Annotated in this window: 21 protein-coding genes; 7 read left to right on the top strand and 14 right to left on the bottom strand. The window is 62.1% G+C overall.

Annotated features, from left to right (window positions below; all coding sequences use genetic code 11):
* Positions 1-53: 53 nt before the first annotated feature.
* The 4 genes from sucC to Q1K31_RS05520 all read right to left on the bottom strand — a co-directional run bounded on the left by sucC (position 54) and on the right by Q1K31_RS05520 (position 4479).
* Positions 54-1247: an ADP-forming succinate--CoA ligase subunit beta gene (gene sucC / locus Q1K31_RS05535; RefSeq protein ID WP_300377552.1), complete on the bottom strand. Its 1194-nt coding sequence runs from the start codon at positions 1245-1247 to the stop codon at positions 54-56.
* Positions 1248-1373: 126 nt separating this feature from the next.
* On the bottom strand, positions 1374-2612 hold the full coding sequence (locus tag Q1K31_RS05530; RefSeq protein WP_300377551.1) for an MFS transporter: 1239 nt from the start codon (positions 2610-2612) through the stop codon (positions 1374-1376).
* 48 nt (positions 2613-2660) lie between these two features.
* The gene (locus tag Q1K31_RS05525) at positions 2661-3854 is read right to left on the bottom strand and encodes an alkaline phosphatase D family protein (RefSeq protein ID WP_300377550.1); all 1194 of its coding nucleotides are present in this window, start codon (positions 3852-3854) and stop codon (positions 2661-2663) included.
* A 76-nt stretch (positions 3855-3930) separates the two neighbouring features.
* Positions 3931-4479 (bottom strand): DUF2306 domain-containing protein, encoded by a 549-nt coding sequence (locus Q1K31_RS05520; RefSeq protein WP_300377549.1) that lies wholly within the window; start codon positions 4477-4479, stop codon positions 3931-3933.
* Positions 4480-4654: 175 nt separating this feature from the next.
* Here Q1K31_RS05520 and Q1K31_RS05515 point away from each other — a divergent pair, with 175 nt between their 5' ends.
* The gene (locus Q1K31_RS05515; protein ID WP_300377548.1) at positions 4655-5422 is read left to right on the top strand and encodes a LytTR family DNA-binding domain-containing protein; all 768 of its coding nucleotides are present in this window, start codon (positions 4655-4657) and stop codon (positions 5420-5422) included.
* Positions 5423-5535: 113 nt separating this feature from the next.
* Positions 5536-5709 carry a hypothetical protein gene (locus tag Q1K31_RS05510; protein WP_300377547.1) on the top strand — a complete coding sequence of 58 codons (174 nt, stop codon included), beginning with the start codon at positions 5536-5538 and terminating at the stop codon, positions 5707-5709.
* Between the two features lie 10 nt (positions 5710-5719).
* Here Q1K31_RS05510 and folK read toward each other — a convergent pair whose 3' ends face one another.
* The 6 genes from folK to Q1K31_RS05480 form a co-directional block, all read right to left on the bottom strand.
* On the bottom strand, positions 5720-6205 hold the full coding sequence (gene folK, locus Q1K31_RS05505) for a 2-amino-4-hydroxy-6-hydroxymethyldihydropteridine diphosphokinase (protein WP_300377546.1): 486 nt from the start codon (positions 6203-6205) through the stop codon (positions 5720-5722).
* Complete coding sequence (folB, locus tag Q1K31_RS05500) at positions 6198-6569, bottom strand: dihydroneopterin aldolase (protein WP_300377545.1); 372 nt, start codon at positions 6567-6569, stop codon at positions 6198-6200. Before folB ends, folK begins: the two co-directional genes overlap by 8 nt.
* Positions 6556-7320: a dihydropteroate synthase gene (gene folP / locus Q1K31_RS05495; RefSeq protein ID WP_300377544.1), complete on the bottom strand. Its 765-nt coding sequence runs from the start codon at positions 7318-7320 to the stop codon at positions 6556-6558. Before folP ends, folB begins: the two co-directional genes overlap by 14 nt.
* Positions 7321-7392: 72 nt before the next feature.
* A complete protein-coding gene (locus tag Q1K31_RS05490; RefSeq protein WP_300377543.1) occupies positions 7393-7881 on the bottom strand; it encodes an RNA methyltransferase in 489 nt (162 codons plus the stop codon).
* Position 7882: 1 nt separating this feature from the next.
* Positions 7883-8233 carry a hypothetical protein gene (locus Q1K31_RS05485; protein ID WP_300377542.1) on the bottom strand — a complete coding sequence of 117 codons (351 nt, stop codon included), beginning with the start codon at positions 8231-8233 and terminating at the stop codon, positions 7883-7885.
* On the bottom strand, positions 8230-9102 hold the full coding sequence (locus Q1K31_RS05480) for an isoaspartyl peptidase/L-asparaginase family protein (RefSeq protein WP_300377541.1): 873 nt from the start codon (positions 9100-9102) through the stop codon (positions 8230-8232). The genes Q1K31_RS05485 and Q1K31_RS05480 overlap by 4 nt, the downstream gene beginning before the upstream one ends.
* 124 nt (positions 9103-9226) lie before the next feature.
* Here Q1K31_RS05480 and Q1K31_RS05475 point away from each other — a divergent pair, with 124 nt between their 5' ends.
* The 3 genes from Q1K31_RS05475 to asnB all read left to right on the top strand — a co-directional run bounded on the left by Q1K31_RS05475 (position 9227) and on the right by asnB (position 13170).
* Positions 9227-10219, top strand: coding sequence for an NADPH:quinone oxidoreductase family protein (locus Q1K31_RS05475; protein ID WP_300377540.1), 993 nt, complete (start codon positions 9227-9229; stop codon positions 10217-10219).
* A 195-nt stretch (positions 10220-10414) separates the two neighbouring features.
* The gene (locus Q1K31_RS05470) at positions 10415-11128 is read left to right on the top strand and encodes a hypothetical protein (RefSeq protein WP_300377539.1); all 714 of its coding nucleotides are present in this window, start codon (positions 10415-10417) and stop codon (positions 11126-11128) included.
* Between the two features lie 179 nt (positions 11129-11307).
* Positions 11308-13170, top strand: a complete 1863-nt coding sequence (asnB, locus tag Q1K31_RS05465; RefSeq protein ID WP_300377538.1) for an asparagine synthase (glutamine-hydrolyzing) — start codon at positions 11308-11310, stop codon at positions 13168-13170.
* 52 nt (positions 13171-13222) lie between these two features.
* On the opposite strand, the gene Q1K31_RS05460 is transcribed toward asnB, so the two are convergent.
* The 4 genes from Q1K31_RS05460 to sdhC are packed head-to-tail and all read right to left on the bottom strand — an operon-like array spanning position 13223 to position 16606.
* On the bottom strand, positions 13223-14005 hold the full coding sequence (locus Q1K31_RS05460; RefSeq protein WP_300377537.1) for a succinate dehydrogenase iron-sulfur subunit: 783 nt from the start codon (positions 14003-14005) through the stop codon (positions 13223-13225).
* Between the two features lie 9 nt (positions 14006-14014).
* A complete protein-coding gene (sdhA, locus tag Q1K31_RS05455) occupies positions 14015-15805 on the bottom strand; it encodes a succinate dehydrogenase flavoprotein subunit (RefSeq protein WP_300377536.1) in 1791 nt (596 codons plus the stop codon).
* 30 nt (positions 15806-15835) lie between these two features.
* Positions 15836-16228: a succinate dehydrogenase, hydrophobic membrane anchor protein gene (sdhD, locus tag Q1K31_RS05450; protein ID WP_300377535.1), complete on the bottom strand. Its 393-nt coding sequence runs from the start codon at positions 16226-16228 to the stop codon at positions 15836-15838.
* A 9-nt stretch (positions 16229-16237) separates the two neighbouring features.
* Positions 16238-16606, bottom strand: a complete 369-nt coding sequence (sdhC, locus tag Q1K31_RS05445) for a succinate dehydrogenase, cytochrome b556 subunit (protein ID WP_300378261.1) — start codon at positions 16604-16606, stop codon at positions 16238-16240.
* Positions 16607-16727: 121 nt separating this feature from the next.
* On the opposite strand from sdhC, the gene Q1K31_RS05440 reads away from it, so the two are divergent.
* Both Q1K31_RS05440 and Q1K31_RS05435 read left to right on the top strand, forming a co-directional pair.
* Positions 16728-18524: a DUF885 family protein gene (locus tag Q1K31_RS05440; RefSeq protein ID WP_300377534.1), complete on the top strand. Its 1797-nt coding sequence runs from the start codon at positions 16728-16730 to the stop codon at positions 18522-18524.
* Positions 18521-19246, top strand: a complete 726-nt coding sequence (locus tag Q1K31_RS05435; protein WP_300377533.1) for a glutamine amidotransferase — start codon at positions 18521-18523, stop codon at positions 19244-19246. Before Q1K31_RS05440 ends, Q1K31_RS05435 begins: the two co-directional genes overlap by 4 nt.
* The last annotated feature ends 22 nt before the right edge of the window (positions 19247-19268 follow it).

Here is a 19268-nt window from a genome sequence, read left to right as displayed (position 1 = left end):
ATGGTCCCTGGATGTGTTTCGCGCCCGCAGGCGCGTGAATTCTGCGAAAAGCTCTAGCCCTTGATCGCGTCGGTGATCTTCTTGGCCGCATCGTCGAGATCGTCGGCCGGGATCACGTTCAGCCCGGAGTCCCGGATGATCGCCTTGCCTTCGTCGACATTCGTGCCTTCGAGACGCACAACCAGCGGCACGCCGAGATTGGTTTCCTTCACGGCCGCGATCACGCCCTCGGCAATGACGTCACATTTCATGATGCCACCGAAGATGTTGACCAGGATGCCCTTCACGTTCGGGTCCTGCATGATGATCTTGAAGGCCGCGGCCACTTTCTCCGCCGAGGCGCCGCCGCCAACGTCACAGAAGTTTGCCGGCTCTTCGCCATAGAGCTTAATGATGTCCATGGTCGCCATGGCCAGGCCCGCGCCATTGACCATGCAGCCGATCGTGCCGTCGAGCGCGATATAGGCGAGGTCCCATTCGGAGGCCTCGATTTCCTTGGCATCTTCCTCGGTCTTGTCGCGAAGCTCTGCAATGTCCGGATGACGGAAGATCGCGTTGCTGTCGAAGCTGACCTTGGCGTCCAGCACACGCAGGTGGCCGTTCTCCATGACGATAAGCGGATTGATCTCCAGCATCGACATGTCCTTCTCGGTGAAGGCCTTGTAGAGCGTCGGGAAGAGTTTCATCCCGTCCGTGCGGGCCTCGCCCTCCAGCTTCAGGGCGTCGCACAGCTGCTCGCTGTCCTTGTCGGTGACGCCCGCGATCGGGTCGATCGGCAGGGTGAGGATCTTTTCCGGCGTATCGTGGGCGACCTGCTCGATATCCATGCCACCCTCGGTCGAGGCGACAAAGGCCGGCTTGCCGGTCGCGCGGTCGATCAGGACGGAGAGATACAGCTCACGATCGATATCGGCACCGTCTTCGATATAGAGGCGGTTGACCTGCTTGCCATCATCGCCGGTCTGGGCGGTGACGAGGTGGTTGCCGAGCATCTGCTTGGCATGCTCCATCACCTCTTCCTTCTTGAAGGCGAGGCGTACGCCACCCTTCTCACCGGCTTCGGCTTCCACGAACTTGCCCTTGCCGCGTCCGCCAGCATGGATCTGGCTTTTGACGACCCAGAGCGGTCCCGGCAGGGAATCGACAGCTTTCTGGACATCGTCGAGGGAGAGCACTGGCACACCGTCAGCAACGGGTGCACCATAGGACTTCAGGACGGCTTTGGCCTGATATTCGTGAATGTTCATGGGTGGGAATGGCCTCTTGCATCAATGGGCAGGGCGGGGCTGGAAACCCCGTAAAGCTGCTGGCCTTATAACACCGCAAACTGTTGGCGCAACCGGATGGGTCCGCATGGTGGACTGAGCCAGGACTCACTCCACGCGGGGGTCCATCTCGCTCGCCGTGGCCGTGGTTGGCAGTGTAATTTTCCATGGTTCCTGCGCATCGGCGGGAACGTCTTTCTTTCTTGCCCGGCGCAGCAGCATCGCAAAGGTGAGAAATCCCGACATGATCGCTGCCAGCAGGAACAGTCCGCCCTCGGTATAGGGCAGGTTGAACGCGACACCTGAAAGCGGCGGGCCGACCACAGAGCCAACCGCCCAGACAAACAGCAGGCCGGACATGACCCGCGCGATCTGATGGGTCTCTGCCCGGTCGATGGCATGTGCGACGCCGATGCCGTAGAAGGACAGGGACCCTGCGCCCCACACAGCCAGCGCGATAAGGATGTAGCTGCGCGGCAGGCCGGGAAACAGGCCGAGCACGAGTGCGGCAAATCCGGAAATCGCCGCCATGACCGCGATCACGACACGCCGGTCGACATAGTCCGATACCCGCCCGGCCGGCCACTGGCTTACCAGCCCGCCCGTCCAGCACGCAGCCGCCGCCAGGGCTGCCGCGGCCGTTGCCCCACCCGGCACTTCCGGCAGGGCCACCCCGGCATAGATCGGCAGCAGCGCCAGCGTGCCGCTATTGATCAGCCCGGCCATGAAGACGGCGATCACCGCAGCTGGTGCAATCTCGAACAGGCGGCGCAGCGGGAAATACTCCGTACCCGGAGGCGGCGGCTCGCCCCGGCGCGTCAGGCAGATTGGCAGCAGGGACAGGCTGAGGAATATACCGGCCCAGATGTACGGCCTGAAATCTATCGGCGCGAGACCCGCCACAAGGAACGGCCCTGCCACGAGCGCCACTTTCGCGATGAGGTGATAGAAGCCGCTGACGCTGCCCCGGCTCCGCGCCGAAACGGTCGCGCCCAGCCAGGATTCCACGCTGGAGAACATCCACGCGAACGCCGCCCCCTGCACGAGGCGCGCTGCTGTCCAGCTCCACGGGTCGAGCAACAGTTGCATGCAAAGCGCACTCGCCGCGCAGACAGCCGCTGCCGAAGAGAAAACCCGGATATTGCCGAACAGGAGGATGGCATTCGATGCTGTCCACGCGCCAACCATGAAGCCGACGGCATGCGCCGCCGCCACCGCCCCGATCAGACCCGGCGCAACGCCGAGCGCCTCCAGGCCGAGCGGCGTGACCACGCCCAGAATCCCGCCGCCCAGCTGCAGGAAAGCCGCTGCGGCTATCAGCACCCATACATTACGGTAATCGGCCATGGCGTCGCGAGTCTCCCGGCTTGGCGAATCGCCCCGTCTCTTCAGCGCTTAATCAACGCCGATATCGGAAAATGCAATATTGTTCCGCCGCGCGGTCTGTCCTTTTCCGTCCTTCAGGACAAGGGACAGCATCCGCGCCTCCCAGTCGATTTCCACAGCCCCGTAATTCTCCGGCGGAAACGCTGCACCGATCTGGCGCGGGTCGCGTTCATCGCTCTTGTCGGCAAAGGACAGATTCAGCGACGAGGCTGTCAGTTCATTGGCCGCATAAGGCAGCACACCGCGTTCTTCATAGATGAAGCCCGTGTGCCGGTCGCCGGTGAGGAAGACCACACCATTCGCGCCAGTCGAGCTGACAAGATCGAACAGGCGCTCACGTTCGGCAGGCATGGTCGCCCACGCTTCCCAGCCATGCGCGGTCGGCATGACCTGAATGGACGAGACGACCAGCCGGATATCCGCCGGCTTCTGCAACTGGTTCTCCAGCCAGGTCCACTGTTCAGCGCCCAGCATGTCCTGTTCGCTGCCTTCCGGCGCAGGAATGTAGCGTTCCTTGCCTTCCGCTCCATACTCGTCAGTTGGCGTCAGCGGGCTGCGGAAGAAGCGCGTATCCAGCATGATGACCTGCACACGCTGGCCTTCCGGGCCGAAGCTGCGCGCATAATATGTGCCCGGCCACTGGCCGACATCCTGGTCCGCGAGACCCCAGAAATTCTCGTGAATGCGCTCTGCCAGCTCCTTGAAGGGAAACCCTCGACCGGCATCATTGGCGCCATAGTCGTGATCGTCCCATGCGACCATCATGGGAAACTTTTCGCGTACGGCCTGGAATTCCGGCCGCGCAGCAAGGTCGCTGAAGGATTCGCGCAGCTCGCTCAGTTCCGGCTGATTGTTGGCATAGGCCCGTCCATCACGGTCGCCATAAACATTGTCCCCGATCATCAGGAACAGGTCGGCTTCTTCCTCGCCCAGACGCGCAAGCGTCGGGCTCTCCTGTTCCTCGTCATTGCACGAGGCGACCAGGATACGGCTCAACACGGCATCACTTTCCGGCAGCGGTACGCCTTCGGATGCCCGCGGCAGCTCGGATGCCGGAATGTCGGCATAATAGCGGTTCAACGCCTCAACGGCGGTTTCAGGGGCTGGCTCGAAGATGCGCGGCAAGGCCCGGTTGCCATCCTCTGTAACGCACGATGCAAGCACAAGCGCGCCCGCGATTAGACCGGCTGTCCTGACCGCCATGTAATTCCTCCTGAAGTGACAAACGCCCGGCTCCTTTATGCCGGGCGTCGCCTGCTTACGAAAGGGCCGATCCTGCTCAGACGGCAAAGAAAATGTGCCACATCAGCCGCCCGGGCAGCAGCGCGAACAGCCCCGCCACGATCATCCCGCCGACGAACATGTTGGTCATCTCACCTCGGTGACGCTTGATGTCACGGCGGCGGACGGCTGCGACCCCCATCGGCAGGCCGAGCAGTGTCCAGGCAGACAGCGCATGGATCGGGCTCCAGAAGGACTGGAAAAGCGTCATGATGAAGAAGGATGAGCCTGCCGTGATCGCCATGCAGATCACCCACGCCCAGCCAAATGTCCTGTGCAGGCGAAAGCCTTTCGGCGCACACAACAGGTAGATGCCAATTGCAAGCGTCGCCAAAGCCGCTGCCACATGTATCTGGATGGCGATGCCGGACTCGATCAATGGCTGAGGGTCAAAGCGGAAGCGCGGAAGCCGTCCGATATCGATCAGGGTCAATGCACTGATCGCGGTATAGACCGTAATGGCGATCAACAGCGTCCAGGCCGTTCGGGACAGGCGGCGAATACGGCGTACGACGGCAAGGCGGGCGGGGGCGTGTGCAAGGTTCATAGTATTTCACCAGTCCAGTTCGGGTTGTTGCGCCGGGCAGCTCACCGGCCACCCGCAATGCCAAGACTGGCTGGAGGCCCCGCTCATGCGAGGCCGAATGCGTCACAGGTCTGGAATCCTTCGCGAAATGCAGCCAAAGTCACTCGCGAAGCGCGAATGAAGAGGGGCGGACAGCTTGCGCATCGCGATTGACTGGAAGAAACGTGGACGGGAAGCGCTGATCCTTGTCGGGATCTCCCTGTTCCTGGCCTTTGTGCGGCCCTATGGCGGCAGCGGAAACGCGCCTTTCCTCCTGAACTTCACTGTCTGGCTGACCCTGATCGTCTCGGGCACACTGGTCGGGGAGGTCACGGTCTGGGCGTTCTATAAATGGCGCCCGCAAGGCCCGGTCTGGCTGATGATCGCCATTGCATCCCTGGTGACGGCGGCGGGTGTTACCCTCGTCATCTACGCCATGAAGTTCCTGTCCGGGGGGTATATCGTCGTTGGAAACGTCCCGGCCCACATCCTTTATTTCTATGTTCTCGTCATTGCCGTCGCGATGACCCTGCTTGGCTATACGCTTGGCCGGGCCTTCGATGTCGCCGGGCCGGACTTTGCCCAGCAGGCAAGTGACAATGGCGCAGCCAGGGCCTTCCTCGAACGCCTGCCGGTCAAATACCGCACGGCAGAGCTATGGGCTGTTTCTTCGGAAGATCACTACTGCCGCGTGCATACCAGTCTCGGCAGTGACCTCATCCTGATGCGGCTGTCGGATGCAGACCGCGAGCTTGCAAGCGCAGACGGCCTGCGCGTGCACCGCTCCTGGTGGGTCAGCCGTGCGGCGGTCAGGGATGCCCGGCGCGAAGGCGGGCGGATCATCCTCATCCTGAAGTCGGATATCGAGGTGTCCGTCTCGCGGTCCCATCAGGAAGCTGTTCGCGCCGCCGGTCTGGCCCCCTGAACATTTCCGCCACAAAAGGCCCGGCAAGTGCCTGCCCTTCGCCTAATTCCGGCCCTGCATGAAACCTATTCCAAAGCGGCCAGGTTAAATGCCGGTAATGGCACATATCTGGCATGGGACAGACAAAAATGCCGGACGACATGCCCGGCACACAGCAGGAAAAGACCATGCACACCCACTTTACCCAGCTCATCGCCAAGGGCTTCAGCCTCGCCGTGCTCGGCTTTATCGCAGCCGTCACATTCTACATGGCCATTTCGCCGGCAGACTCGCTCTATAGCGGGTAAGGTGGGCGCCTCAATCGGCCTTGCGAATACTCTCAAGACTGTCCGGATCAAGCGCAGACAGGAGATCGCGCACCTTGCGATCTCCAACGTCCAGCTCCGGGGCGATCTCGGCCAGCGGCACCAGTACGAAAGCGCGTTCACAGATGCGCGGATGCGGCAATGTCAGGGTCTCGCTCTGGCGGGTTTCCCCTTCCATCCACAGCATATCAATATCAATCAGACGCGGTCCCCAGCGGACCGCTGTCTCCCGCCCCAGCGCCTGTTCGAGCTGCTTGCACACAGCAAGCAGCGCTTCCGGTGACAGGTCCGTCTCGACAAGGGCGCACGCATTGATGAAGTCCGGCTGGTCTTCGACGCCCCAGGGCGGTGTGCGGTAGAAGGACGAGACCTTGGTCACGCTGATCCCGTCTGCTGAGTCCAGCCGCTCAAGCGCCGCCTCGATCATCGCCCGGCTGTCACCGAGGTTCGACCCGAAAGCAAGCGCAGAGTCAGCCATCCCGCGACAGCTCGATCTCGACGCCGACATGGTCGATGAAATGCCGGATCGGCGCATTCGGCTTGCGCACGCGCACGCGCACCATCTCGACCAGCGGAAACGTATCGATCACCGCCTGCGCGATCCGCTCGGCCAGTGTCTCGATCAGGTTGAATGGCCCGCTGGCCGACACTTCATGGGCAAGATCGCAGAGCTGACCATAATCGACCGCATACTCCATCCGGTCCGAAGGCGCTTCGCCCCGCGCAACGCGGCACTCGATATCGGCGAAGAATTTCTGGCCCAGCGTCTGCTCCGCCGGGATCAGCCCGTGAAAGCCGTGTATCCCGAGATTCTCGACAAAAACCCGTTCAATGCGCCGCATTCGCTATCGTCTCCCACATTTTCACTGCCTGCCGGTGTGCGGCGACATCATGCACGCGCAGCATATGCGCGCCCCGGCGCACACTGTCGAGGGCTGCCGCCAGTGACCCCGTGAGCCGCTCATCGGTCTCGGCTCCATACAGTTTGCCGATGAAAGACTTGCGCGACACACCGATCAGCACAGGCAGGTCCATCGCCACCAGCTCGTCCACACCGGCCAGCGCGGCAAAGTTCTGCTCATACGTCTTCGCGAAGCCAACCCCCGGATCGAGGATGATATGCTCACGCGCCAGCCCGTCGGCTTCGCAGCGCTTTATCGCGTCCTCGAAAAAGGCTGGCATGTCGCGCGCCACATTGATATCGGCATCCTTCTCGCCGCGATGATAGGTCAGCACATAGGCCGCGCCTGCCTCTGCCGCCGCCGCCGCAATGCCCGGATCCGACATCCCCGTCACATCATTGACGATCACTGCGCCGGCATCGCAGGCCGCCTTCGCCACGCTTGCCTTGTAGGTATCGATCGAGACCGCGCGCCGGGCCGGCGATGCAATCGCCTTCACCACGGGCAGTATGCGCGCCAGCTCGTCTTCCTCGCTCACAGGCGTCGCGCCGGGCCGGGTCGACTCCCCGCCGACATCGACAATGTCTGCCCCCTCACTCACCATCAGGCTGGTATGGGTGAGCGCCTCCTCGAAGCCATCATGTTTACCGCCATCGGAGAAGCTGTCCGGCGTGACGTTCAGGATTCCCATGATCAGCGTGCGCCTGCGGGCCTCGGCCAGCACTTCATCGCGCAGTCTTTCCCGGTCCTCGCGTCTGATGGCTCAAGCCTCCCTGTCCGGCCCGCCCGGCATCACCGGCCGGTCACGAAACCCGCCCATGGAGCGCACCCTGTCATACATGACCAGTGCCCCTGCCAGACTGACATTGATACAGAACCGCGTCGGGATCTTCACGACATGGTCACACCTGGCCAGCATGTCCGGCGTCAGGTCCCCGCGCTCGCGTCCCAGCACATAGGCCGCCGCCTTGGGATGGCGGAACTCCGGCAGCTCGACAGCATCCTCTGTCAGCTCGATCCCGACCAGCTGGCAGCCCTTGGGAAACGCCATGTCGCCAATCGTCTCCCACTGGTAATACGGCACGCTCTCGAATGTCTTCGACGTATCGGCCTTGTAGGCGAGCTTCACCCGGTCGGCGGCACCGACAGAGAAGACGAAACTCGACCCGAAGGCATTGGCCGTGCGCATCAGCGCGCCAAGGTTCATCGGCTTGGAAATGCCCTCTGCCCCGATCGCGAAATATCCACGCATCCTACGCCTCTCCCCCGGCTGTCAGCCGCCAGCATGCGATCACCGCAAGCAGCACCGCGCCCATCGCAAACGTTGCCCGTCGCGCCAGCCGCACATGCCCGATGGCGCGCGGATACTCAGCCGACAGCCATTGCGCGGCGTCTCCTGCCGCATCACCCTCTTCCAGCTCGCGCTTGCCGCTGACCGCATTCGCCACCGCAAACCGCGCCTTACCGTCATCAAGCTCGGTAAATTTTGCCCGCACGGCCCGTTTCAGGGCAATCCCGGCCAGGATCCGCATCTGCACCGCCAGAGCGAAGGCGAAGAACACCAGCAGGCCCGCGATGAAGAAGCCGAGATCATGCCCGCTCATGGTTTCGTTGCCACCTCGAAGCGCCCGCCACTGGTGACGACACCGCGCTTCATCGTCTCTGCATTGAACGGAATCTCGACATGGCCGAGCACGTCAATCGCGATCATGCCGCCATCGCCGCCCAGCAGGTTGAGATCCTCCAGCGCACCATGCGCCGCCGTCTTCAGGCTCTGGCGACCATAACGCATCCGGGAAGACACATCGGCGGCGGCATTGGTCCGCAGGAAATACTCCCCCTGCCCTGTACAGCACACCGCGACCCGCTCATCGGCCCACAGACCCGCGCCGATGACCGGCGTATCGCCGACCCGGCCCGGCGTCTTGCCGAGAAGCCCGCCCGTCGAGGTCGCCGCCGCCAGCCGCCCGTTTGTGTCGAGCGCCACAGCGCCAACCGTGCCGTGCGCCAGCTCGCCCTTCTTCACCGGACGGGTAATCACCGGTGTGTAGTATTTCTTCGGGCTGTGCACCCGCTCCAGCTTGTGCTCGCGCGCAATCATCGCCGCGCCCTTGCCGACGATCAGCACATGCGGCGTCTTTTCCATGACCAGCCGGGCAGCCGTGACCGGGCTCTTGTAACCGCGAAGTGCGGCAACCGCCCCGGCATTGCGCGAGCGCCCGTCCATGATGGCGGCATCCAGCTCCCACTGTCCGATGGCGTTGGCAGACGACCCCCTGCCCGCAATATGAAAGCCGCAATCCTCGAGCGCTGTAATCATCGCATGGACGACATCCAGTGCCGCCTCGCCACGCGCCAGCCGCGCTTCACCCTCGCGCAACAGTCCCGCCATGTGGCGCTCGGAGCGCGCATGGTCGAGGTCTCTCAACGGTCCCGCCCCGCCATGCAGGACGAGCGACCAGGTCTTTGCCATTTTATCCTTGCTCCCGAAACGCGAATGATTTTCGCCGCGTAACGCTTCACAGGGCGCGGTGCCATGGATAGGTTCGCGACGTCAATGTAGTCACACAGCATAAAGTGCAAGAGGAAACACGCCCATGAAAGCCCTTCTGTCCAAGTCCGCCGGCGGCCCCGAAACCCTCGAACTCCAGGATGTCCCGAACCCGCAAGCAGGCGAGGGCGAGGTTGTCATCGACGTAAAGGCCATCGGCGTGAACTATCCCGACGTCCTCATCATCCAGGACCAGTACCAGTTCAAACCGGAGCGTCCCTTCGCACCGGGCGGGGAGATTTCCGGTGTCGTCAAATCCGTCGGATCCGGCGTCACCAAGGTCAAGAAGGGCGACCGCGTCATGGGCTCCATCGGCTGGGGCGGCATGGCCGAGGAAGTCGTCGTCGACGAGGCCCGCGTGCGCCCCTTCCCGGAATCCATGTCATTCGAGGAAGGCGCTGCCCTCCTGATGACCTATGGCACCTCCTATTACGCCCTGAAGGATCGCGGCCAGTGCAAGCAGGGTGAGAGCCTGCTGGTCCTCGGTGCCGCCGGGGGTGTCGGCCTCGCCGCAGTCGAGCTTGGCGCCGCCATGGGCATGGATGTCATTGCCGCGGCTTCCTCGGAAGAAAAGGTCGAGCTCGCCAAGCAGAAAGGCGCCTCCAAGGGCCTTGTCTATCCGCGCGGGCCGCTGGAAAAGGCAGACCAGAAAGCGCTCAGCGACAAGATCAAGGAACTTGGCGGCGGCGGTGTCGACGTCATCTATGACGGTGTCGGCGGCGACTATGCCGAACCGGCGCTGCGCGCAATGAACTGGGACGGGCGCTTCCTCGTCATCGGCTTCCCGGCCGGCATCCCGAAAATGCCGCTCAACCTCACCCTACTCAAATCCTGCAACATTGTCGGCGTCTTCTGGGGTGCCGCGGTCGCCCGCGATCCGAAAGCCAACGAGCAGAACATCAAGGAGATTTTCGAGCTCTACGAACAGGGCAAGATCAAGCCTCACATCTCCAACACCTACCCCCTCGACAAAGGCCCCGACGCCATCACCGAACTGATGGAACGCCGCGCCCAGGGGAAGGTTGTGGTAACGGTGTAACCAACACCGCTCATCCCGGCGAAGGCCGGGATCTCAGGCAGCTTCGAGAAGTCCAGCAGGCATAGGTCTGCCGGGCTTTTACATTGCAAGGTGACTGAAACCGATCAGACACCAATTAATCCGATTAAATCGCAAATTCTCCGCCAGTCCCTGCGAAGGCAGGGCCCCATGGTGCACCACTGAACTCGCTGCTCGATGGATACCTGTCTGCGCAGGCATCTTCAGGGCGCGTTGGCGCGCATCCGGCCGCAGCTTGACGCGCTGCTCGCCCGGCTGATGCTGCTTGCCGGTGTGGTCGACGGCGCCGGGCCGGAGCGTATCCCGCATGCCCTGCGCCGCTACATATTGCGCCTGCTGCGCCCTGCCGAAGCGCTGACCCGCCGCCTCATCGTCCTGATGGCGCGGGAGGTGGAGGTGGGCCGTCATCCCGGCCGCCCGGAGGGCGTGCCGGGACCCAGTGCCACCCGGAAGCAGGTCCCGGATCACGCCTCGCGTGTCCGGGATGACGGCGCCACCACCACACATTTCCAGCTCTTCGAAACACTCTATACGCGCCGGCGCAGGCCGCGCCCGGTTTACGTGCCCGGCATCGGGCCGCGCATCCTCTGCCTCGATGCGCCCTACCCGGCGGCCCCTGTCACAGATACAGCAGAAGACGACGCGTCCGCCGCGCCGCTCATCGCGCGGCTGCGGGGGCTTCAGGCCATTCTCGAAAACCCGGAGAAGCTCGCCCGGCGTCATGCCCGCTTCCTTCTCCGGAAAGCCGCCCTGCCGCCGCTGGGACGGGGGCGCACCTCGCCCGTTCGCCCCGGCTGGCCGCCCGGCTATCGCTCACCCCACACACCGCCCTGGCTGAAGGATGCGCTTGCCCATCTCACCTCGGAAATCCGGCGCGGGCCGCCTGTCTGAACCGGGTCATCGAAGATGATTTTACAGGTTTCCCATCGGCGCAATCCGCTCCAGAAAGAGCAGGAGCGGCGGCGAGTGGCTTGCGCGACCTGCGGAATTCTGCCAGCGCCAGACCCAGCGGTGGGGTACAGGCACGAAGCTGCACCGCCGATAAAAGCAGTTGAGACAACGGGAACGCCATGTGCGCCATAGCAGGTATAGCGGGCAATACAGCCAGGAGTGAAATTGTCCGCCAGGCGCTGGAAGCCTCGGAACACCGTGGCCCGGATCACCGGCAGGTCTGGGAATCGCAACGCGTTGTCCTTGGACACAACCGGCTTGCCATCATCGGCCTGAACCCCGAGGCAAACCAGCCCATGGTCGATACGCGCGCCGGACTGTGCATCACGTTCAACGGGGAAATCTATAACTGGGAAGAGCTGCGGGCGGAGCTCTGCGAGGAGTTTGAACCAGTTACACAGCGGTCGGATACAGAAGTGATCCTTATGGCCTATCGCAAATGGGGCCGGGACTTCGTCAACCATCTCGACGGGATGTTTGCCTTCGCCCTTTACGACCAGACGCGGGAAGAGCTTATCCTCGCCCGGGACCGGTTTGGCGAGAAGCCGCTTTTCTATACCCGGCTGGACGATGGCAGCTTAGCCTTCGCCTCAGAGGTCAAGGCGCTTGTACGCAGTGGCATTGTGACCCCCGAGGTCAATACCGATACATTATACCACTACCTTACAATGCTCACGCCGGAGCCCGGCCAGTCCTTCTTCAAGGCAGTCAGGAAGCTTGAAGCCGGGCACACGCTGGTCCTGGACATGGCCCAGCAAGAACCAGCCGCGACCATTCAGGCATACTGGGACATAGCCGAAGTCCTCAATACCCAGGAGGCGGCGACATTCGAGGACATACTGGCAAGGGGAGATGAGGGCGTGCGCGACAGCGTCATCACGCGTTCACGCGCAGATGCCGGTCTGGCCGTCGCGCTCAGCGCGGGTCTGGACTCCTCCCTGATTGCCACGCTGTCGCAGGCCACCCGGCCGCCCGGGTCCACTAACGGAATTCATGTCAACGCCGTGGATGGCGAGGCCAGGTTCGTCGAGAAGGATGTCGTCACACAGTTCGCGCAAGATCTGGACATCAACCTGCTGCTCGAGTCGGTCACTGTGGACGCCTACATGGAGGCATTTCACGAGCTGTCCGCCTGGCTGCTGGATTGTCCGGTCATCTACCCGCACATGGTCCTCGTCTGGATCCTCGCCCGGACCCTGTCGGAGAAAGACATAAAGGTCCTTCTGCTTGGAGACGGTGGCGATGAACTCGGCGCGTATCGCAGTTATTTCAAGGCGCTGGACCAGTTCAATACATTTGAAAGTGATCCGGATACACCAGACGCGGTCATCCGGCAGTGCGTTTACAAGGGTGAGCTAATCTCGCGCAGGCACTGCCACTTCATGCGGGAACCCGTGAAGGAAAAATTCTGGCGCGGCCCGACACCGGCGCGGGAGACCTATGACATCATGCAGGCCTACATGAACGAGATCGATATTCCGGGAGAAGAAGGCTTTGCCCGGAAGATCCTGAACCTCGAATACAAGGTACGCATCCCCGAACTCATCACGCCGATCGCCGATTATGCTGCGATGGCCCATGGTGTGGAGGCCAGGAACCCGCTGCTGGCACACGGCCTGATCGCCAGCCTGCTTCCAACACCGTTCCGTGTGCGCAATCATGGAAGGCTGCCGAAAGCCTGGATCTACAAGCTGGGCGAGAAGTACCTGCCCGGCTACCTGACCGAACAGCCCAAGCGGGGCTTCGGCAGGGACTTCTGGGCCCCGGTCAGCGCCCGGCTGACGCAGATGTGCGAAGCCGAACTTCTCGAGAAGCCAGCACGGATCACGGACTTTATCGAGAAGAAATTCATTCAGAAAACAATCGAGAAACAGAAACTGAAGGGCACGCTGATGTCCCAGCTCTTCATTCTCTACGCTATCGAAAAGTGGCTGGCGAACGTCGCTTCGCTTCAGGACAGCACTCACTCCAGGCCGGTCTGACAGGGCCCTGCCAGACCGCCGCAAGCGAGACAGAAAAGCGTGACCGGCGCGCTCAGGCGACCCGCTCGACCATCATGTGCTTGACCTTGGCAATCGCCTTGGCCGGGTTCAGCCCCTTGGGGCAGACCTGTGCACAGTTCATGATGGTATGGCAGCGATAAAGCTTGAACGGATCTTCCAGGTCGTCCAACCGCTCACCGGTCGCCTCATCGCGCGAGTCGATCAGCCAGCGATAGGCCTGCAGCAGCGCGGCGGGGCCGAGATACTTGTCGCCATTCCACCAGTAGGACGGGCACGATGTCGAACAGCAGGCGCACAAGATGCACTCATATAGCCCGTTCAGCTCGTTGCGCTGTTCCTCGGACTGTCGCCACTCCTTCTCGGGCTCCGGCGTATCGGTCTTGAGATAGGGCTGCACATAAGCGTGCTGGGCGTAAAAATTGGTGAGGTCCGGGATCAGGTCCTTGACCACGGGCAGGTGCGGCAGCGGGGCAATCGTGATCGTCTTGCCGGCAACCTCGTCCCAGCCCTTGGTGCAGGCGATGGTGTTGCGCCCGCCAATCGTCATGGCGCATGAGCCGCAGACACCTTCTCGGCAGGAGCGACGGAAGGCCAGTGTCGGATCGACATTGTTCTTGATCCAGATGAGGACATCGAGAACCATGGGGCCGCAACGGTCCATGTCGACATGGTAGGTGTCCCAACGTGGCGGGCCATCCTCTTCAGGCGAGTAACGATAGATGCGGAAGGCACGGGTATTGGTCGCGCCGTCAGGCTTCGGCCATTCCTTGCCCTTGCCAACCTTGGAGTTTTTCGGAAGCGTCAGTTGAACCATGATGTTTCCCTAGTAAACGCGGGCCTTGGGCTCGATATACTCAATGTCGTTCGACATGGTGTATTCGTGCACGGGGCGGTAATCGATGGTGACCTTTCCGGCGTCATCCACCCAGGCGAGGGTGTGCTTCATCCAGGTCCCGTCATCGCGGTCGGAATAGTCCTCACGGGCATGCGCCCCGCGGCTTTCCTGGCGGTTGGCCGCGCCGTTCACCGTGACGGCGGCCTGCCCGATCAGGTTGTCAAACTCAAGGGCCTCAACGAGGTCCGTGTTCCAGATCAGGCCACGGTCCTTGACGTCAATCCCGGCACTCTTGTCGTAAACGCTGGCAATCTTCTGAACGCCCTCGTCGAGCACTTCGCCTGTGCGGAAGACGGCACAGTTTTCCTGCATCGACTTCTGCATCTCAAGGCGGAGCTTTGCGACCGGCTGGTCGCCGCTGGCATTGCGGATCCGGTCGAACCGGGCCAGGTGAGCATCGGTCTGGGCGTCGCGCACCTCTGGCTGGCTCGCGCCGGGGTCGAGGGTCTCGCCACAGCGAAGACCCGCCGCACGGCCGAACACAACAAGGTCGATGAGCGAGTTGGAGCCGAGCCGGTTGGCGCCATGAACCGAGACACAGGCGGCTTCACCCACAGCCATGAGGCCAGGCACGACACTATCGGTATCGGCCCCTTTCTTGGTCAGCACCTCACCGTGATAATTCGTCGGGATGCCGCCCATATTATAGTGGACCGTCGGCAGGACCGGGATCGGCTCCTTGGTGACGTCAACGCCGGAGAAAATCTTGGCCGTCTCGGAAATGCCCGGCAGACGCTCGGCCAGTGTCTCTGGCGGAAGGTGTTCGAGGTGAAGGTGGATGTGGTCCTTGCCTTCGCCGACACCGCGACCTTCACGGATCTCCACCGTCATGGCCCGCGAGACGACATCGCGCGATGCGAGATCCTTCACGCGCGGCGCATAGCGCTCCATGAAGCGCTCACCCTCGGAATTCGTGAGATAGCCGCCCTCCCCGCGCGCGCCTTCGGTAATCAGGCAGCCAGCCCCATAAATGCCGGTCGGGTGGAACTGGATGAACTCCATGTCCTGAAGCGGCAGGCCCGCGCGCAGGACCATCGCATTGCCGTCGCCGGTGCAGGTATGGGCCGATGTGCAGGAGAAGAAGGCACGGCCATAGCCGCCTGTCGCCAGGATAGTCTTCTGGGCGCGGAAGCGGTGAACCGTACCATCGTCAAGTTTCCAGGCCGTCACACCGCGGCAGGCACCTTCCTCATCCATGATGAGGTCGAGCGCGAAATACTCGATGAAGAACTCGGTGTCGTTCTTGACGCACTGGCCGTACAGCGTGTGCAGCATCGCGTGGCCGGTACGGTCGGCAGCCGCACAGGTGCGCTGCACGGGTGGGCCTTCACCATACTCAGTCGTGTGGCCGCCGAAGGGACGCTGGTAAATCTTGCCCTGCTCGTTGCGGGAAAAGGGCATACCCCAGTGCTCAAGCTCGTAAACCGCCTTGGGTGCTTCGCGCGTGAGATACTCGATCGCATCCTGATCGCCGAGCCAGTCGGACCCTTTTACCGTGTCGTACATGTGCCAGCGCCAGTCGTCCGGGCCCATATTGCCCAGCGATGCGGCGATCCCGCCCTGTGCCGCCACCGTGTGGGAACGGGTCGGGAAAACCTTGGTGATACAGGCGGTCTTGAGACCGGCCTGTGCGGCGCCAAGGGCTGCGCGCAGGCCGGAGCCGCCCGCGCCGACAACGACGACATCGTAGGTGTGATCGATGAACTTGTAGTCAGACATATTGACTTCCTTCCGGTCGCCGGGCGCGCTCTAGGCGCCGGCAGAAATCCAGATCTTGAGAACCGACAGCGCCGTCGCTGCAAACAGGCCGACGCAGACAAATGTATTCAGGATGAGAAGCCCCTGCTTCATTCCCGCCTTCTGGATATAGTCCTCGACGATAACCTGCATACCAAGGCGCATATGATAGAATGCCGCACCCAGGGCGAGGATCAGGAGGATCGCATTCCAGGGCTGAGCCATCCATGCTGTGGCACCTGCAAACCCGGCCCGGCTTGCCGTAATCAGGCCATACAGGAACCATGGCACGAGAAAGACAAGCGCGATGGCAGAGACGCGCTGGCGGATATGGTGTGCCGTGCCGGATTTTGCGGAGCCGAGGCCGCGGGCAGCAGCGGTGGGAGTTTCGTAATTCGTGCTCATCGCGCGCTCCTAGATCAGGTTGGTCGCAAGCGACCAGATTGTTGCCGCGGCGACAATTGCGAAAGCGAAATTGAAGATCGACCAGGCACTCGCAACCTTCGGATCGAACCCGGCCTTGGGCCCGTCCCACAGCATGTGGCGTATCCCGTTTGCAAAATGGAACAGCAGCGATGTCAGCCAGAAGAAGAGGAGGATCTGCCCGACAGCCGAGAGCATGACCGTCTGGACAACACCGTAAGCCTGCGGCCCGGCGGCCAGCGACACGACCCACACACTGATAAGCAATGCACCAAGATAATTGCCTACGCCCGTGACCCTATGAAAAATAGAGGCCGCCATGGTCCAGTGCCACTTCCAAATCTGGAGATGTGGTGACATAGGACGGGGATCAGACCATTCAGAACCTGCCATTGGGAATCTCCCGAAACCTTTTGATTTGTTATGCGGGTTCTAGAATGGTGCAGCGTGGTGTCAACGCGACATGAAAGGCAATCATGCCATGAAATCAGCGATCATCCCCCTTTTGGCCTCACTTGCCCTTGCGTCACCAGTGACGGCGCAGACGGCGCAAGAAACCACCGGACCGCCGGCCCCGGAACCTTCACCACTTCATGAAGTGATTGAAGATTATGAAGCGCTTGCGCTTTCCGCGAACCCGGTCGCCCAGGCACGCGCCGAAGACAGGGCACCCCGGCGCTGGGCGGACGTGTCCCAGACACATGTGTCAAACCTGGCCGAACGCGCCAGCCTTCTGGCACAAAAGCTGGAGGACGCCGAAGACAAGACTTCTCCGGAATGGAAAATTCTCAATCACTTGCTTGTTGGCCTTCAGATACAGGCCGAGTTTGATACGGCGCGCATCCCGTTTACCGGCGATTGGGGCTTTCATGCCGAACCTTTCTTTGCCGCCGGAAAACTTCGCCTGCGTGATGAGCAGGAAGCCGGAGCGTGGATTGCCCGCCTGAATGATCTGCCGCATTATTTCCGAGAGAACGCCCAGAACATGCGCCGCGGCATCAGGACAGGCTGGACGGCACACAGTGATCCACTGGACACGGTCATCGCGCATGTCCGCGAACAGATCGTCGACCGCCCGGAAGAAAGTCCTCTCTGGAAACCCTTCGAAACCCTGCCTGAGAGCATGACGCCGCAGACCCGGACCGCGCTGGAAGCCGCCGGTCACAAGGCCGTGGCGCGCGCCATAGACGCCTATGCCGAGCTGCTCACCTTCCTGGAAACAGAATATGCACCCGAAGCCCGTCCCGAGCCCGGCATCGTCTCCCTGCCCGACGGAAAGACCTACTATGCCGCGATGATCCGCGATCATACGGCGGGGGCCGGCTACTCGCCCGAGGAAATTCATGCCCTTGGCGAGGAGGAAGTGGCCCGCATCCGCTCCGAGATGGAAAGCATCATTGAGGAGATCGGCTTTCCCGGCTCCTTCAAAGATTTCCTCGACTTCCTGCGGAACGATCCGCAATTCTATGCCAAGACGCCGGAAGACCTGATGGAAAAGGCTGCCCTGATCTCCAAGCGTCTCGATGCGACGCTGCCAGAGTATTTCGGCAAGCTGCCACGCCTGACCTATGGTGTTGAACCTGTGCCGGCCTCGATCGCACCAGGCTACACGACGGGGCGCTACGCAGGCGGTGATCCTGAAGAAGGGGTGGCCGGGACATATCTCGTCAACACATACGCTCTCGACCAGCGACCGCTCTACGAACTGCCGGCCCTGTCAGCGCATGAGGCCGTGCCAGGCCATCACCTGCAGATTGCGCTGGCCCAGGAACTGGAAGACGTTCCACGCTTCCGCCGCGAATATTATGCAACCGCCTTCGGTGAAGGCTGGGGGCTTTATGCGGAAAAACTGGCCGGTGAAGCGGGCATCTATCAGACGCCATATGAACGCTTTGGCGCACTGTCGATGGAAATGTGGCGCGCCTGCCGTCTCGTCGCGGACACAGGACTGCACTGGTATGGGTGGAGCCGGGAAAAGGCCGAGGCCTGCTTTACGGAAAACTCCGCGCTTGCCCCCCTCAATATCCAGACGGAAGTAACCCGCTATATAGGGTGGCCCGGCCAGGCGACAGCCTACAAGATCGGCGAGCTGAAGATTCTCGAGCTCCGTGAACGGGCGAAAGACGCGCTTGGCGCCAGCTTCGACATCCGCGCATTTCACGACACCGTCCTGGGAGCGGGATCACTTCCGCTGGATGCGCTGGAAGCAAGAATCGACGAATGGATTGCCGCCCGGCAGCAACCCGAAGAGCCGCAAACAGAGGTGAGCGCTCCGTGAAACTGACAATTATTGAAACCGGCCTGCCTCCCAGCGCGATCCGGGCGGACTGGCCGCGCTACCCGGAAATGTTCGAGCGCCTGATTGCGCCCCACGCACCCGGACTGATTTGCGAAAGCGTTCCGGTCAGCGAGGGTGCGCCATTCCCGGATGTGGGAAATCTTGACGCCGTGCTCGTGACGGGCTCTGCGGCAGGCGTGTATGAGGATCACCCGTGGATGGCACCCCTGATGGATTTCATTCGCTCTGCTGGCGAGGCGGGCGTACCGCAGATCGGGGTCTGTTTCGGCCATCAGGCCATTGCCGCTGCCTTTGGCGCCCGTGTCGAGAAGTCCGGCAAGGGCTGGGGAATCGGCCGGCATGTCTATGACGTCTGCTACAAACCAGACTGGCTGACAGGGCTTGAGGGAGACACTTTCTCGCTCGGCGTGAGCCACCAGGATCAGGTCCTGTCCCGTCCCGACGGGGCCCGGATCGTGGCCGCCTCCGATTTCACACCCTATGCCGCTCTCGAATATGACAACGTGCCCGCCATCAGCTTCCAGGGCCACCCCGAGTTCTCGGCCGGCTTCAGCTGCGCGCTCTACAATGTGCGGCGGGGCACGGCTTTCAGCGAAGAACGTGTGGATGACGCATGCGCGAGTCTGGAAAGACCCGTGGACAATGACCTGGTTGGCCGCTGGTTTGCCAACTTTCTGACCGCTGAGGCCGGGTCGAAATAAATTGGGCCTCCGCACTGGATAT

Origin of the sequence: Henriciella sp., from assembly GCF_029936995.1 — a bacterium.
Classification (GTDB): domain Bacteria; phylum Pseudomonadota; class Alphaproteobacteria; order Caulobacterales; family Hyphomonadaceae; genus Henriciella.
Note: the sequence above shows the minus strand (reverse complement) of the source record. Positions and strands in the feature narration are given on the sequence as shown.

Coding starts and splice junctions, on each gene's coding strand:
- sdhA (WP_300377536.1), bottom strand. CDS start 15,805: ATGTCTGACTACAAGTTCATCGATCACACCTACGATGTCGTCGTTGTC.
- Q1K31_RS05490 (WP_300377543.1), bottom strand. CDS start 7,881: ATGCGTGGATATTTCGCGATCGGGGCAGAGGGCATTTCCAAGCCGATG.
- Q1K31_RS05530 (WP_300377551.1), bottom strand. CDS start 2,612: ATGGCCGATTACCGTAATGTATGGGTGCTGATAGCCGCAGCGGCTTTC.
- Q1K31_RS05520 (WP_300377549.1), bottom strand. CDS start 4,479: ATGAACCTTGCACACGCCCCCGCCCGCCTTGCCGTCGTACGCCGTATT.
- Q1K31_RS05525 (WP_300377550.1), bottom strand. CDS start 3,854: ATGGCGGTCAGGACAGCCGGTCTAATCGCGGGCGCGCTTGTGCTTGCA.
- Q1K31_RS05460 (WP_300377537.1), bottom strand. CDS start 14,005: ATGGTTCAACTGACGCTTCCGAAAAACTCCAAGGTTGGCAAGGGCAAG.
- Q1K31_RS05510 (WP_300377547.1), top strand. CDS start 5,536: ATGGGACAGACAAAAATGCCGGACGACATGCCCGGCACACAGCAGGAA.
- sdhD (WP_300377535.1), bottom strand. CDS start 16,228: ATGAGCACGAATTACGAAACTCCCACCGCTGCTGCCCGCGGCCTCGGC.
- folP (WP_300377544.1), bottom strand. CDS start 7,320: ATGGGAATCCTGAACGTCACGCCGGACAGCTTCTCCGATGGCGGTAAA.
- sucC (WP_300377552.1), bottom strand. CDS start 1,247: ATGAACATTCACGAATATCAGGCCAAAGCCGTCCTGAAGTCCTATGGT.
- Q1K31_RS05475 (WP_300377540.1), top strand. CDS start 9,227: ATGAAAGCCCTTCTGTCCAAGTCCGCCGGCGGCCCCGAAACCCTCGAA.
- folK (WP_300377546.1), bottom strand. CDS start 6,205: ATGGCTGACTCTGCGCTTGCTTTCGGGTCGAACCTCGGTGACAGCCGG.
- folB (WP_300377545.1), bottom strand. CDS start 6,569: ATGCGGCGCATTGAACGGGTTTTTGTCGAGAATCTCGGGATACACGGC.
- Q1K31_RS05485 (WP_300377542.1), bottom strand. CDS start 8,233: ATGAGCGGGCATGATCTCGGCTTCTTCATCGCGGGCCTGCTGGTGTTC.
- Q1K31_RS05480 (WP_300377541.1), bottom strand. CDS start 9,102: ATGGCAAAGACCTGGTCGCTCGTCCTGCATGGCGGGGCGGGACCGTTG.
- Q1K31_RS05440 (WP_300377534.1), top strand. CDS start 16,728: ATGAAATCAGCGATCATCCCCCTTTTGGCCTCACTTGCCCTTGCGTCA.
- asnB (WP_300377538.1), top strand. CDS start 11,308: ATGTGCGCCATAGCAGGTATAGCGGGCAATACAGCCAGGAGTGAAATT.
- Q1K31_RS05470 (WP_300377539.1), top strand. CDS start 10,415: ATGGATACCTGTCTGCGCAGGCATCTTCAGGGCGCGTTGGCGCGCATC.
- sdhC (WP_300378261.1), bottom strand. CDS start 16,606: ATGTCACCACATCTCCAGATTTGGAAGTGGCACTGGACCATGGCGGCC.